This window comes from Mycobacterium triplex, from assembly GCF_000689255.1.
Lineage (GTDB): Bacteria > Actinomycetota > Actinomycetes > Mycobacteriales > Mycobacteriaceae > Mycobacterium > Mycobacterium triplex.
Genome location: NZ_HG964446.1, coordinates 928,079 through 941,800, shown reverse-complemented (window position 1 = coordinate 941,800; position 13,722 = coordinate 928,079). Strand labels below are relative to the sequence as shown.

Below are 13,722 nucleotides of genomic sequence, written 5' to 3'. Positions count from 1 at the left end.
TCAGCCCCAGCGGTCCAGCAGGTCCCTGGCCCGGCCGGCCAGCGCGGATTGCAGGAACGGGCCGAAGCTGATCCGGGCGACACCCAGCGGGCCGAATGACGAGGGGTCGTCCCGGTCCGGCAGCGCGATCGCATTGATCGGCAGCGGTAGCTCAGTTGCCAAGCGCCGCAACGTCTCCGGATCGTGGCGACCCACCGGATAGAGCACATCGGCGCCGGCGTCGGCCGCCTCGGTCAGGCGTGCGATGGCCCGCTCGACGCGGTCCGAATCGTCCCCGTCGTTGCGTAGAAAGAGATCGGTACGGGCGTTGATCACGACGCGCACCCCGGCCGCATCGGCGGCCGACCGCAGCGCGCCCACCAATTCGGCGTGCTCGCGGGCGGACCGCAGTCGCTTGTTCTCGGCGTGCACGGTGTCCTCGATGTTGAGCCCGACGGCGCCGACGCTCAGCAGGCCGTCGACCAGGCGCTGGGCCGGCTGGCCGTACCCGGACTCGACGTCCACCGACACCGGAACGTCGACCGCCGCGGTGATCTGGGCGACCCGGGTGAGCACATCGTCGAACGACATGCCCTCGCCGTCGGGTTTGCCAATCGAGTCGGCCAGCGGATGACTGCCCACGGTCAAGGCGGCGAATCCCGCCGCGGTGGCAAGGCGTGCCGACCAGGCGTCCCATACGGTCGGGAGCACCACCGGGTTACCCGGCTGGTGCAATTCCAGCAGCGTGGCCGCGCGCTGCGCGGCGGTGGTCTGAGGGGGCATGGGTGTTTGCTCCGCAATCTCGGCGAGTCATCTGTCCGACGTCGGTCGTGCGCGGTGGATAGTATCGAAAGTCATACTGTGATCCTTGACACCCTCAGCCCTAGGAGATCTGTTGTCCACCACGACTGAACTCGCCGAACTGCACGATCTGATCGGCGGTTTGCGGCGGTGCGTGAGCTCCTTGAAGTCGCGCTACGGCGACAGCCCGGCGATGCGCCGCATCGTGATCGACGCCGACCGGATCATCAGCGATGTCGATTTACTCGACACCGATGTTTCGGAATTGGACTTGGCGCGAGCCACCGTCCAGCATTCCGGCGAGAAGATCACCATTCCCGACACCCAGTACGACACCGATTTCTGGCGCGATGTCGACGACGAGGGTGTCGGGGGTCACAATCGCTCCTGATATTCCAAGCCCCCGTTAAACCGGGGGGCATGGTCTTGTACCCTTCGACCAACAGCCCTGTTCGAAGAGGAACATTTGCATGAGCGCACCAACGGCGAACCGTCCTGCGTCCGGCATCTTTTCACCGACGCGCGCCCAAATTCCGCAGCGCACACTACGTACCGACCGGTGGTGGATGTCGCCGTTGCGCATCGACCTCGGCTTCGCCGCATTCGTCATCTACGCGACGTTTCGGGCGTTCCAGCAGGATTACTTCTATGTCCCGAAGTACCACTACCTGACGCCGTTCTACTCGCCGTGCGTCAGCACGGCGTGCGGGCAGTCCAGCGAGTTCTGGCCGCAGATCCTGCCGAACGTGTGGTGGTTGCCGTACGCGGCGCTGACGCTGCCATTCCTGCTGCTGTTCCGTCTGACCTGCTATTACTACCGCGGCGCCTACTACCGCACGGTGTGGCAGTCGCCCACTTCCTGCGCGGTGGCCGAGCCTCGCGTCCATTACAGCGGCGAAACCAAGTTCCCGCTGATCGTCCAGAACACCCACCGGTATTTCTTCTATATCGCCGGCATCATCTCGGTGATCAACACCTACGACGCGATCGTCGCCTTCCATTCGGACGAGGGACCCGGCGGATTCGGTTTCGGCTTGGGCAATCTGATCCTGCTGGGCAACGTAATCATGCTGTGGATCTACACGCTGTCCTGCCACTCGTGCCGGCACGTGACCGGCGGACGGCTCAAACACTTCTCCAAAAACCCTGTGCGGTACTGGATCTGGACGCAGGTGAGCGTCATCAACACCCGGCACAAGCTGTTCGCGTGGATCACCCTGGGCACGCTGATGGTTACCGACTTCTACATCGCACTGGTAGCCAGCGGCACCATTTCAGACCTGAGATTTGTTGGCCACTAAGCCCTTTCGCGGAAATTCAGAAAGTTGAGTGAGGTTCCATGACTGAGGTCGAACGGCACTCCTACGACGTGGTCGTGATCGGTGCCGGCGGCGCGGGTTTGCGCGCGGTGATCGAAGCGCGGGAACGCGGCCTCAAGGTCGCGGTGGTGACCAAGTCGCTGTTCGGCAAGGCCCACACGGTGATGGCCGAGGGCGGCTGCGCCGCGTCGATGGGTAATGCCAACCCGAAGGACAACTGGAAGACCCACTTCGGCGACACCATGCGCGGGGGCAAGTTCCTGAACAACTGGCGGATGGCCGAACTGCACGCCAAGGAGGCACCGGACCGGGTCTGGGAGCTGGAAAGCTACGGCGCGCTGTTCGACCGCCTCAAGGACGGCAAGATCAGCCAGCGCAACTTCGGCGGGCACACCTACCCGCGGCTGGCGCACGTCGGTGACCGCACCGGCCTGGAGCTGATCCGCACCATGCAGCAGAAGGTCGTCTCGCTGCAGCAGGAGGACTACGCCGAATTCGGCGACTACGAGGCGCGGATCAAGGTGTTCGCCGAGTGCGCGATCACCGAACTGCTCAAAGACGGCGACCGGATCGCCGGCGCGTTCGGCTACTGGCGGCAAAGCGGCAAGTTCGTCGTCTTCGACGCGCCCGCTGTGGTGCTGGCCACCGGCGGAATCGGCAAGTCCTTCAAGGTCACGTCGAACTCCTGGGAGTACACCGGCGATGGCCACGCGCTGGCGCTGCGGGCCGGCGCGACGCTGATCAACATGGAGTTCATCCAGTTCCACCCGACGGGCATGGTGTGGCCGCCGAGTGTGAAGGGGATCCTGGTCACCGAGGGTGTGCGCGGCGACGGCGGAGTCCTGAAAAACTCCGACAGCAAGCGCTTCATGTTCGACTACATCCCGCCGGTGTTCAAGGGCCAGTACGCCGAGACCGAGCAAGAAGCCGACCAATGGCTCAAGGACAACGACTCGGCCCGCCGCACCCCGGACCTGCTGCCCCGCGATGAGGTCGCCCGCGCGATCAACTCGGAGGTCAAGGCCGGTCGCGGCACCCCGCACGGCGGTGTCTACCTGGACATCGCCTCCCGGCTGACGCCCGACGAGATCAAGCGCCGCCTGCCGTCGATGTACCACCAGTTCATGGAGCTGGCCGGCGTCGACATCACCAAGGAGCCAATGGAAGTCGGACCCACCTGTCACTACGTGATGGGCGGTGTCGAGGTCGACCCCGACACCGGTGCGGCCACCGTCGCCGGCCTGTTCGCCGCGGGTGAATGCTCGGGCGGCATGCACGGCTCCAACCGTCTGGGCGGGAACTCGCTGAGCGACCTGTTGGTCTTCGGCCGGCGTGCCGGGTTGGGCGCCGCCGACTACGCGCGCGCCCTGTCGAGTCGCCCCACCGTCAGCGACGAAGCGATCGAGGCCGCGGCGAAGCGGGCGCTGAGCCCGTTCGAGGCGCCGACCAACGGTGCCGCCGCCGAGAACCCGTACACGCTGCAGCTCGAACTGCAGCAGTCGATGAACGACCTGGTCGGCATCATCCGCAAGTCGGAGGAGATCTCCGAGGCGCTGGAGCGGCTCGGCACGTTCCGGGAGCGGTTCAAGCACATCCACGTCGAGGGGCACCGCGAGTACAACCCCGGCTGGAACCTGGCCATCGATCTGCGCAACATGCTGCTGGTCAGCGAGTGCGTGGCCAAGGCCGCACTGATGCGCACCGAGAGCCGCGGCGGCCACACCCGCGACGACCACCCGGGCATGGACTCGTCCTGGCGCAAGGTGTTGCTGGTGTGCCGGGCGGCCGGGGGCGACGACGCGATTCCCGAGGTCACCGTCACCCGTGAAGACCAGGTGCCGATGCGGCCCGACCTCTTGGAGCTCTTCGAGATCTCCGAGCTGGAGAAGTACTTCACCGATGAAGAGCTGGCCGACCACCCAGGACGGAGAGGCTAATGAGCTACAACGCGACGATGCGGGTGTGGCGCGGCGACGATGTCGGCGGCGCCCTGCAGGACTTCACGGTCGAGGTCAACGAGGGCGAGGTGGTGCTCGACATCATCCATCGCCTGCAGCAGACCCAGACACCCGACCTCGCGGTGCGGTGGAACTGCAAGGCGGGCAAGTGCGGATCCTGCTCGGCCGAGATCAACGGTATGCCGAAGTTGATGTGCATGACCCGGATGTCCACGTTCGCCGAGGACGAGGTCGTGACGGTGACGCCGCTGCGGACCTTCCCGGTGATTCGCGATCTGGTCACCGACGTCTCGTTCAACTACGAAAAGGCCCGGGAGATCCCGTCTTTCGCGCCGCCCAAGGACCTGCAGCCCGGCGAGTACCGGATGGCGCAGGTCGACGTGCAGCGCTCGCAGGAGTTCCGCAAGTGCATCGAGTGCTTCCTGTGCAACAACGTCTGCCACGTGATCCGCGACCACGAGGACAACAAGAAGGCCTTCGCCGGCCCTCGCTTCCTGATGCGGGCCGCCGAACTCGAGATGCATCCGCTGGACACGCTGGACCGGCGCGACATGGCCCAGGAGGACTTCGGCCTGGGCTACTGCAACATCACCAAGTGCTGCACCGAGGTCTGCCCCGAGCACATCAAGATCACCGACAACGCGCTGATCCCGATGAAAGAGCGGGTCGCCGACCGTAAGTACGACCCGGTCGTCTGGCTGGGCAACAAGCTGTTCAGGCGCTGATTTTCCGCGAGACTGTAACTGCGACACCAGTTGTCGGGTGCACGTCGCCAGTTACAGTTTCGGCCAGTGCTGCTCCGGGTCAGTGCGGAGTTAGGCGACGAAATGCGCTGCGGTGGAAGACAATCGGTGCCACGTCGGCGTCCACCGTCACCTCATTGACCCGTAGCACGACGATCACGTGGTCCCCGGCCGGGATCACCTGCTCGATCGCGCTCTCCAGCCACAGGCCGGTGCCCTTGATGAAGACCGCGCCGGAGTCGTAGGACACCGTTTCCAGGCCGGCGAACCTGTCGCCGGTCTTGGCGGCCAGGGTCTTGGCCGCCTCGTCGTGCGCCTCGCCGAGCACGCTGATGCCCAGCATCGGCAAGTCCTTGAGCTTGGGCCAGGTAGTCGACGTGTTCTGCACGCAGAACGACACCAAGGGCGGCTCCAACGAGACGGGGACAAAGGTACTGGCCGCCAGCCCCACCCGAACGCCAGCAACCTCGGCGGCGATCGCCACCACGCCGGACGGAAAGTGGCCGAAAGCCTCACGCAGTGAGGTCGGAGTCAGCTTGTTCGATGCATTCACTGGACTTCATTCGCCCCTTGAGCCGACGACGGATTCGCGCATTCGACCCTACCCGGCGAGTATCCGTGTGCGACGGCCACATCCGGGTGCGCACGCAGCCTGCTCTTCCAGGCGTTGCGACCGTAAACAGCGAAGATCGGATCCGACGGATTCTCGGTCGGCGTCCAGGTCTTATCGGTGCGCGCCGCGAGTTCGGCGGGTAGCGACAGCACCGGTATCTGGGCGTCGAGGCGGGGATTGAAGAAGAACGGCACCGAAATCCGCTCGGCGACCCCGCCGTGCAGGTTCACCCGGTGTTCGGTGGCACGCAAATAGCCGCCGGTGGCGACCTCGAGCAGCTCGCCGATGTTGACGATGAACGCCCCGTCCAGCGGCGCGACGTCGATCCAGCCTTGCGAGTCGTCACAGCCGGCGTCGCCACCCCGGCGCACCTGCAGGCCGCGACTGCCCGGCTCGGCCAGCAGCAGCGTCAGCACCCCGGAGTCCCGGTGCGCACCCACGCCCTGTGGGCTGGCCGCGCGGGCGGGATAGCGGATGACCTTGATCAGGGTGGCCGGCGTCTCGGCGAAGGCGTCGTCGAACACGTCCGGCGGGCTGCCCAGCGACGCCGCCCAGTGCCGCAGCAGCGTGCGGGCCACCCGAGACAGGGCGGCATCCCACTCGGCGATGATCGCCGGCAACTCGGGCAGCCCCGCCGGCCACTGGTTGGGGCCCTGCAGCCAGAGGTAGTCGGGCTTGTCCGGCCCGCCCACCGGCGGACGTTCGGGTCCGATATCGATCTGCTCGCGCCAATCCACCTCGCCCAGCGTCAGCTCGCCACCCAGCCGGGTATAGCCGCGGAAATGCGGGCTGTGCACCATCGCCACCGCGTCCTTGTCGGCCTGCGGCAGCGCGAACAACGCGCGGGCCACCTCGAGCACCCGCACCACCAGCTCGCGCGGTACGCCGTGGCCGGTCAGATGGAAGAAACCCACCTCGTGGGCGGCCTCGCGAAGGCCTTCGCGCAACACGTCAATATCGGCTGTCAGGTCCACCACGGGCAGCGCCGTGACGCTCTTCACACCGGTCACGGTTCCATTATCGCCGCAGGTAGAGCGCCTGTCGAAAGCGCCAACCAGGCCTTCCCAACCGGTTGGTTAATTAGGCAATGAAATCTAGCTCACAATAACTTGCGTTCGCGTAACGGCCCGATATAGTTGGCGGTGTTACTGGTGGGTAACTTAGCCCGAGTACCCAACCACAACGTGGCATTCTCAACGAGGAGGAGAATAGTGAGCCACTACAAGAGCAACGTCCGTGACCAGGTATTCAACCTGTTCGAGGTGTTGGGCGTCGACCAGGCGTTAGGCCAGGGCGCATTCAGCGACCTTGACGCCGACACCGCCCACGAAATGCTTACCGAAATGAGCCGGCTGGCCGAGGGGCCGGTCGCCGAGTCGTTCGTCGACGGCGACCGCAATCCGCCGGTATTCGACCCGCAGACCCACTCGGTGACCCTGCCCGAGTCCTTCAAGAAGTCGGTCCGCGCGGTGCAAGAGGCCGGCTGGGACAAGGCCGGCATCGACGAGGTGTTGGGCGGCATGCCGATGCCCAAGGCGCTGGTGTGGGCACTGCACGAGCACATCCTCGGCGCCAACCCGGCGGTGTGGATGTACGCCGGCGGTGCCGGATTCGCCAACATCATCTACCACCTCGGCACCGAGGAGCAGAAGAAGTGGGCCGTGCTCTGCGCGGAGCGCGGGTGGGGCGCGACCATGGTGCTGACCGAGCCGGACGCCGGCTCCGATGTCGGCGCCGGCCGCACCAAGGCCGTCCAGCAGGACGACGGCTCCTGGCACATCGAGGGTGTCAAGCGGTTCATCACCTCCGCCGACTCCGACGACCTGTTCGAGAACATCGTGCACCTGGTGCTGGCCCGCCCCGAGGGCGCCGGCCCCGGCACCAAGGGCCTGTCGCTGTTCATCGTGCCGAAGTTCCTGTTCGACCACGAGACCGGCGAGCCGGGTGAGCGCAACGGCGTGTTCGTCACCAACGTCGAGCACAAGATGGGTCTGAAGGTCTCGGCGACGTGTGAGTTGTCGTTCGGTCAGCACGACGTGCCCGCCAAGGGCTGGCTGGTCGGCGAGGTGCACAACGGGATCGCCCAGATGTTCGAGGTCATCGAGATGGCCCGGATGATGGTCGGCACCAAGGCGATAGCCACGCTGTCGACCGGTTACCTGAACGCGCTGGAGTACGCCAAGTCCCGCGTGCAGGGCGCCGACATGACGCAGATGACCGACAAGACCGCACCGCGGGTGAGCATCACGCACCACCCGGACGTGCGCCGGTCGCTGATGACCCAGAAGGCCTACGCCGAGGGTCTGCGCGCGCTGTACCTGTTCACCGCGACCTATCAGGACGCGGCCGTCGCCGAGGCGCTACACGGTGTGGACGCCGACCTGGCGGTCAAGGTCAACGACCTGATGCTGCCGGTGGTCAAGGGGGTGGGCTCCGAGCAGGCCTACGCCAAGCTGACCGAGAGCCTGCAGACCTTCGGTGGGTCCGGATTCTTGCAGGACTACCCGATCGAGCAGTACATCCGCGACGCCAAGATCGACTCGCTGTACGAAGGCACCACGGCCATCCAGGCGCAGGACTTCTTCTTCCGCAAGATCGTCCGCGACAAGGGTGTGGCGCTGGCACACGTGTCGGAGCAGATCCAGAAGTTCGTCGACGCCGAGACCGGCAACGGCCGGTTGAAGAGCGAGCGCGAGCTGCTGGCCAAGGCCTCCGAAGACGTCCAGGCGATGGCGGCCACCATGACCGGCTACCTGATGGCCGCCCAGGAGGACGTCTCCAGCCTGTACAAGGTGGGCCTGGGTTCGGTGCGTTTCCTGATGAGCGTCGGCGACCTGGTCATCGGCTGGCTGCTGCAGCGCCAGGCGGCGGTGGCCGTGCAGGCACTCGATGCCGGCGCCAGCGGCGCTGAGCGGTCCTTCTACGAGGGCAAGATCGCGGTGGCGTCGTTCTTCGCCAAGAACTTCCTGCCGCTGTTGGCCGGCACTCGCGAGGTAATCGAGACGCTGGACAACGACATCATGGAACTCGACGAGGCCGCCTTCTAAGCGGCTCGGCTGTACCCGCAAAATCCCCCGCTTCCACGCTGAAGCGGGGGATTCTGGGTCTTGGCGCCGGCGTACGAAAAGGACCGCCGCTGGATCCCCTCAAACCAGCGGCGGCCCTTTCCGTACGCCCGCTTTTTCCTACCGGCGCTCGTCTCGGGGATGACCCGTGTTGCCGTCGGGGTCGGGGGGTCAGACCACAACACGGGACCATCCGGAGACGGATTACCCATCCCCCGCCGCTATTAACCGGCTGTGACGAACCTCATTGTCGACCGGCCGCGAGCGGGGTGTAGCAGCCGCAGCGCAGGTCAGGCCTCCAAGATCGCGGCTACGCCCTGCCCGCCGGCGGCGCAGATCGAGATCAGCGCGCGCACCGGACCCCCACCTTTGCGCTCCGCCTTCTTCTCGGCCAGCTGTTTGGCGGCCTGGGCGAGAATCCGTCCGCCGGTGGCCGCAAACGGGTGGCCGGCGGCCAGTGAGGACCCGTTGACGTTGAGTTTCGCCCGGTCGATCGACCCGAGAGCGGCGTGCAGGCCCAGCCGCTCCTTGCAGTACTCGTCGGACTCCCACGCCTGCAGATGCGCCAGCACCACCGACGCGAAGGCCTCGTGGATTTCGTAGAAGTCGAAGTCCTGCAGCGTCAGCCCGTTGCGGGCCAGTAGCCGGGGCACCGCATACGTCGGCGCCATCAGCAGCCCGTCCCGTCCGTTGACGTAGTCGACCGCGGCGGTCTCGGCGTCCACCAGGTAAGCCAGCGCCGGCAACGAATGCTCGGCGGCCCACTCGTCGGTGGCCAACAGGGCGACCGAGGCACCGTCGGTCAACGGCGTCGAGTTGCCCGCCGTCATCGTCGCGTCGCCGGCCTTCACCCCGAACACCGGGCGCAGCGTGGCGAGCTTCTCGGTGCTGGCTTCGGCCCGCAGATTGTCGTCGCGGTACAGCCCCAGGAAGGGTGTGACGAGGTCGTCGAAGAAACCCCGGTCGTAGGCCGCGGCCATGTTGCGGTGGCTGGCGACCGCCAGCTCGTCCTGGTCTACCCGCTTGATCCCCATCTGCTTGGCGGTGATGGCGGCATGCTCGCCCATCGACAGCCCGGTGCGCGGCTCGCTGTTGGCCGGGATTTCGACACCCAGGGTGGCGGGCAGCATGCCCACCAGTTTCAGCCGTTGCAGGTTGGATTTGGATCGGCGCAATTTCAGCAACTGGCGGCGCAGGTTGTCGCCCAGGCCGATCGGCGGGTCGGACGTGGTGTCCACCCCGCCGGCGGCGGCGACGTCGTAGCGCCCCGACGCGATGCCGTCGGCTGCGGCGATCGCCGCCTGCAGGCCGGTGCCGCAGGCCTGCTGAATATCGAATGCCGGTGTGTACGAAGATAATTCGGAGCCCAGTACACACTCGCGCATCAGGTTGAAGTCGCGACTGTGCTTGAGCACGGCGCCGCCGACGACCACCCCGAGTCGCTGCCCGCCCAGCCCGAACCGGTCCACCAGCCCACCCAGGGCCGCGGTGAACATGTCTTGGTTGGACGCCTCGGCGTAGGCACCGTCCGACCGCGCGAACGGGATGCGATTGCCGCCCAGCACGGCGACACGTCGCCGGGAGGTCACACTGGTCGCAGAACTTGCAGGGGCCACGTTCATCTCCAATTTTCAGTTTGGGGGATTGGCCGTTGGGGCCCATACTACCCACGGTTCTTACTCTGCAGTAAGTTCGTCCCCGATACGGTTGGCTTGTACGGCACTCATGAAACGGAAGGCAGCTCAGTGGCTCCCAATCGTTCGTCCGATCTCTTCTCCCAAGTTGTCAACAGCGGCCCCGGATCCTTTCTCGCAAAGCAACTTGGTGTTCCGCAACCCGAGAACCTGCGCCGCTACTCCGCCGGCGACCCACCGCTGTCCGGATCCTTGCTGATCGGGGGTGACGGCAGGATCGTCGAGCCGATGCGGGCGGCGCTGGACAACGACTACGACCTCGTCGGCAACAATCTGGGCGGCCGCTGGGCCGACCGATTCGGCGGCCTGGTTTTCGACGCCACCGGCATCACGGCGCCGAGCGGCCTGCGGGCGCTGCACGATTTCTTCACCCCGCTGCTGCGCAACCTGGGCCACTGCGCGCGCGTCGTCGTGGTCGGCACCACACCCGACGCCGCGGGCAGCACCGACGAGCGGATCGCGCAGCGCGCGCTGGAGGGCTTCACCCGCTCGCTGGGCAAGGAGCTGCGCCAGGGCTCGACGGTGGCGCTGGTCTACCTGTCGCCGGAGGCCAAACCGGCCGCCACCGGCTTGGAATCGACTCTGCGGTTTATCCTTTCGGCCAAATCGGCCTACGTCGACGGCCAGGTGTTCTACCTGGGAGCCGACGACTCCACCCCGCCTGCGGACTGGGACCGCCCGCTGGATGGCAAGGTCGCGATCGTGACCGGCGCCGCCCGCGGCATCGGCGCGACGATCGCCGAAGTGTTCGCCCGCGACGGTGCGCGCGTTATCGCGATCGACGTGGAGTCGGCCGCCGAGACGCTGGCCGAAACCGCGAGCCGGGTGGGCGGCACGGCGCTGTGGCTCGACGTCACCGCCGAGGACGCCGTCGACAAGATCACCGAGCACCTGCGCGACCATTACGCCGGACACGCCGACGTGCTGGTCAACAACGCCGGCATCACCCGCGACAAGCTGCTGGCCAACATGGACGATGCCCGCTGGGACGCTGTGCTGGCCGTCAATCTTCTTGCCCCGCAACGGCTTACCGAAGGACTGATCGGAAACGGCAGCATCGGCGAAGGTGGCCGGGTGATCGGTCTGTCGTCGATGGCCGGTATCGCCGGCAACCGCGGGCAGACCAACTACGCCACCACGAAGGCCGGGATGATCGGCCTCACCCAGGCGCTGGCGCCGAAGCTGTACGAGAAGGGCATCACGATCAACGCCGTGGCGCCGGGATTCATCGAAACCCAGATGACGGCCGCGATCCCGCTGGCCACCCGCGAGGTGGGCCGCCGGATGAACTCGCTGCTGCAGGGCGGGCAACCGGTCGACGTCGCCGAGACGATCGCCTATTTCGCCAGCCCGGCGTCAAACGCGGTGACCGGCAACGTCATTCGTGTCTGCGGCCAGGCCATGCTGGGCGCCTAGGTGCTGCACAGAAGGAGAACTCGATGAATCAACCAAGCGGTCTGCGCAATATGTTGCGGGCGGCGGCCGGGGCGCTGCCCGTGGTGTCGCGGACGGATCAGTTGCCCAGCCGCACGGTGACCGTCGAGGAACTGCCGATCGACCAGACGAACGTGGCCGAGTACGCCGCGATCACCGGCCTGCGCTACGGCAACACAGTGCCGCTCACCTACCCGTTCGCGCTGACCTTCCCGGCACTGATGTCGTTGGTGACCGGGTTCGATTTCCCTTTCGCCGCAATGGGTTCGGTGCACACCGAGAACCACATCACCCAATACCGCCCGATCGCGGTCACCGACACCGTCGGGGTGCGGGTGCACGCCGAGAACCTGCGCGAGCACCGCAAGGGCCTGCTGGTCGACCTGGTGACCGATGTCAGCGTCGGCAACGACGTCGCGTGGCACCAGGTGACGACCTTCCTGCATCAGCAGCGCACCAGTTTGTCCGACGAACCCAAAGCACCGCCGCAGAAGCAGCCCAAGCTGCCACCGCCGCCCGCGGTGCTGCGCATCACCCCCGGCCAGATCCGCCGCTATGCCGTCATCGGCGGCGATCACAACCCGATCCATACCAACCCGGTCGCCGCCAAGCTGTTCGGCTTCCCGACCGTGATTGCTCATGGAATGTTCAGTGCCGCAGCGGTATTGGCTAACATCGAAGCCCGGATCCCCGAGGCGGCGCGATACTCGGTGCGGTTCGGCAAGCCGGTGCTCCTGCCCGCGGCCGCGGGCCTGTACATCGACGAAAGCGACCAGGGCGGCTGGGAGCTTACGCTGCGCAATATCGCCAAGGGCTATCCGCATCTGACCGGCAGCGTCGAGCCGCTGTAACTCAGCCGGCGCGTTCGTCGTGCTTCTGCACACGCACGCTCGACAACTTTCTCAGCCCGTGCGCACCGGTGGCGGTGAGCAGGAAAACCCCGAACAACCACAGCGGCGGCCGGGCGAGCTCCCAGACGAAGATCGCGGCCCAGATCGGCGAACCCTGGGTGACCGCGAGCACCCCGGCGGCGCCGGTCAGTGAGACCGCCGGCACGTGCAGGTGAATCCCGGCGATCCAATTGATCGTCAGCACCAGTACGGCTCCGGCCGCCGCCCCGGTGGCCAGCGACGGCGTGAGCATGCCGCCGGCACCACCGGCGCGCAGGAACAGGGCGGTCAGCAGCGGCTTCAGCAGCAGGATCGCGGTGGCCGCGGTCAGCGTCAGCCCGCTGGCCAGGCTGACCGTCAGGATGCTGCGGCCGTTGCCGGGCAGCTCGGGCCACCAATGCGAGCAGATGCCCATCACCAGCCCGGCGCCGGCGAGCGCGGGAATCAGCACCCAACTGCGGATCTGACGGGCGGGGCGCGCCGCCGCCATCAGCCGGTTGAACGCCAGGCCCGCCGCCAGCGCGACCGGGGCCATCACCAGACCGTGCGCGGTCAGCAGGTAGGTGGATTCCCCGATCGGCCACTGCAGGTTGGGCTGATCGCGGGTGATGGCCGAGCCGATCGCGACGGCCAGGCTGGAGGTGAGCAACGCCGCGCCCAGCGCCCGGGGATGCCAGGTGTTGAGCATGATCCGCGCAGAGAACAGCGCGCCGGCCAGCGGCACGGCGTACACCGCGCCCAGCCCGGCCCCGGCCGCGCAGGCCAGCAGGATCTCGCGGTCGCGAGTCGACAGCCGCCGTAGCCAGCCGGTCGCGAAATCGCTGAGCGCCGCGGCGAATTGGCGTGGAGCGCCCTCCCGCCCCAGGGATGCCCCCGAGCCGACCAGCAGCACCTGCAGCATGGCGTCGATGCTCCAGGACAGCCGCGGTATCCGTTCGTGGCGGGCGATGGTTCCGGCCAGCGGCGGCACCTCGGCACGTCGCCGCAGCATCCACCAGCCCAGCGCGGCCAGCGCCGCGCCGACCATCGGCCCCAACACCCGGCGCACCGGGCTGCTGCCGGTGACCCCGGCCAGCAGCGGGCCGAAACTGTAGTTGTAGGTCAGGTGCTGAATGAAACGCAGCACGAACGTCGTCGACAACCCGGCGACCCCGGCCAGCAGCCCCACAATGACGACGGCACAGAAGAAGTCGACATTGCGGCCCGATGTGGAGGCGGGCACGCGG

The 13,722-nt window shown here is 66.8% G+C and carries 12 protein-coding genes; 7 read left to right on the top strand and 5 right to left on the bottom strand.

The genetic code is table 11. The annotated features are described in order from the left end of the window. Nucleotides 1-762, bottom strand: a complete 762-nt coding sequence (locus tag BN973_RS04300; RefSeq protein ID WP_036466177.1) for an isocitrate lyase/PEP mutase family protein — start codon at nt 760-762, stop codon at nt 1-3. A 112-nt stretch (nt 763-874) separates the two neighbouring features. On the opposite strand from BN973_RS04300, the gene BN973_RS04295 reads away from it, so the two are divergent. From BN973_RS04295 to BN973_RS04280, 4 genes are all read left to right on the top strand, one after another. Continuing rightward, nucleotides 875-1,171, top strand: a complete 297-nt coding sequence (locus BN973_RS04295; RefSeq protein WP_036466175.1) for a hypothetical protein — start codon at nt 875-877, stop codon at nt 1,169-1,171. 79 nt (nt 1,172-1,250) lie between these two features. Then, nucleotides 1,251-2,081 carry a hypothetical protein gene (locus BN973_RS04290; RefSeq protein WP_036466173.1) on the top strand — a complete coding sequence of 277 codons (831 nt, stop codon included), beginning with the start codon at nt 1,251-1,253 and terminating at the stop codon, nt 2,079-2,081. A 38-nt stretch (nt 2,082-2,119) separates the two neighbouring features. Then, nucleotides 2,120-4,036 (top strand): fumarate reductase/succinate dehydrogenase flavoprotein subunit, encoded by a 1,917-nt coding sequence (locus tag BN973_RS04285; protein WP_036466172.1) that lies wholly within the window; start codon nt 2,120-2,122, stop codon nt 4,034-4,036. Further along, nucleotides 4,036-4,782, top strand: coding sequence for a succinate dehydrogenase/fumarate reductase iron-sulfur subunit (locus tag BN973_RS04280; protein WP_036466171.1), 747 nt, complete (start codon nt 4,036-4,038; stop codon nt 4,780-4,782). Before BN973_RS04285 ends, BN973_RS04280 begins: the two co-directional genes overlap by 1 nt. 79 nt (nt 4,783-4,861) lie before the next feature. Here BN973_RS04280 and BN973_RS04275 read toward each other — a convergent pair whose 3' ends face one another. Together BN973_RS04275 and BN973_RS04270 are read right to left on the bottom strand one after the other, a co-directional pair. Beyond that, nucleotides 4,862-5,353, bottom strand: a complete 492-nt coding sequence (locus BN973_RS04275) for a flavin reductase family protein (RefSeq protein ID WP_036466170.1) — start codon at nt 5,351-5,353, stop codon at nt 4,862-4,864. After that, on the bottom strand, nt 5,350-6,423 hold the full coding sequence (locus BN973_RS04270; RefSeq protein ID WP_407067548.1) for an isopenicillin N synthase family dioxygenase: 1,074 nt from the start codon (nt 6,421-6,423) through the stop codon (nt 5,350-5,352). The genes BN973_RS04275 and BN973_RS04270 overlap by 4 nt, the downstream gene beginning before the upstream one ends. Nucleotides 6,424-6,624: 201 nt before the next feature. Between BN973_RS04270 and BN973_RS04265 the strand changes: the two genes are divergently transcribed. Further along, entirely contained in the window at nt 6,625-8,460 is a 1,836-nt protein-coding gene (locus BN973_RS04265; protein ID WP_036466169.1) for an acyl-CoA dehydrogenase, read from the top strand. 308 nt (nt 8,461-8,768) lie between these two features. Here BN973_RS04265 and BN973_RS04260 read toward each other — a convergent pair whose 3' ends face one another. Next, nucleotides 8,769-10,094, bottom strand: a complete 1,326-nt coding sequence (locus tag BN973_RS04260; RefSeq protein ID WP_036472022.1) for an acetyl-CoA C-acetyltransferase — start codon at nt 10,092-10,094, stop codon at nt 8,769-8,771. A 129-nt stretch (nt 10,095-10,223) separates the two neighbouring features. Between BN973_RS04260 and BN973_RS04255 the strand changes: the two genes are divergently transcribed. Together BN973_RS04255 and BN973_RS04250 are read left to right on the top strand one after the other, a co-directional pair. Next, entirely contained in the window at nt 10,224-11,588 is a 1,365-nt protein-coding gene (locus BN973_RS04255) for a 3-oxoacyl-ACP reductase (protein WP_036466167.1), read from the top strand. 23 nt (nt 11,589-11,611) lie between these two features. Beyond that, on the top strand, nt 11,612-12,457 hold the full coding sequence (locus BN973_RS04250; RefSeq protein ID WP_036466164.1) for a MaoC/PaaZ C-terminal domain-containing protein: 846 nt from the start codon (nt 11,612-11,614) through the stop codon (nt 12,455-12,457). 1 nt (nt 12,458) lies between these two features. Here BN973_RS04250 and BN973_RS04245 read toward each other — a convergent pair whose 3' ends face one another. Beyond that, nucleotides 12,459-13,718, bottom strand: coding sequence for a chloride channel protein (locus BN973_RS04245; RefSeq protein ID WP_036472021.1), 1,260 nt, complete (start codon nt 13,716-13,718; stop codon nt 12,459-12,461). Nucleotides 13,719-13,722 lie beyond the last annotated feature (4 nt).

Bases quoted from the DNA above. Each gene is read 5' to 3' on its own strand.
- BN973_RS04300 (WP_036466177.1), bottom strand. From the start codon at position 762: ATGCCCCCTCAGACCACCGCCGCGCAGCGCGCGGCCACGCTGCTGGAA.
- BN973_RS04290 (WP_036466173.1), top strand. From the start codon at position 1,251: ATGAGCGCACCAACGGCGAACCGTCCTGCGTCCGGCATCTTTTCACCG.
- BN973_RS04285 (WP_036466172.1), top strand. From the start codon at position 2,120: ATGACTGAGGTCGAACGGCACTCCTACGACGTGGTCGTGATCGGTGCC.
- BN973_RS04280 (WP_036466171.1), top strand. From the start codon at position 4,036: ATGAGCTACAACGCGACGATGCGGGTGTGGCGCGGCGACGATGTCGGC.
- BN973_RS04250 (WP_036466164.1), top strand. From the start codon at position 11,612: ATGAATCAACCAAGCGGTCTGCGCAATATGTTGCGGGCGGCGGCCGGG.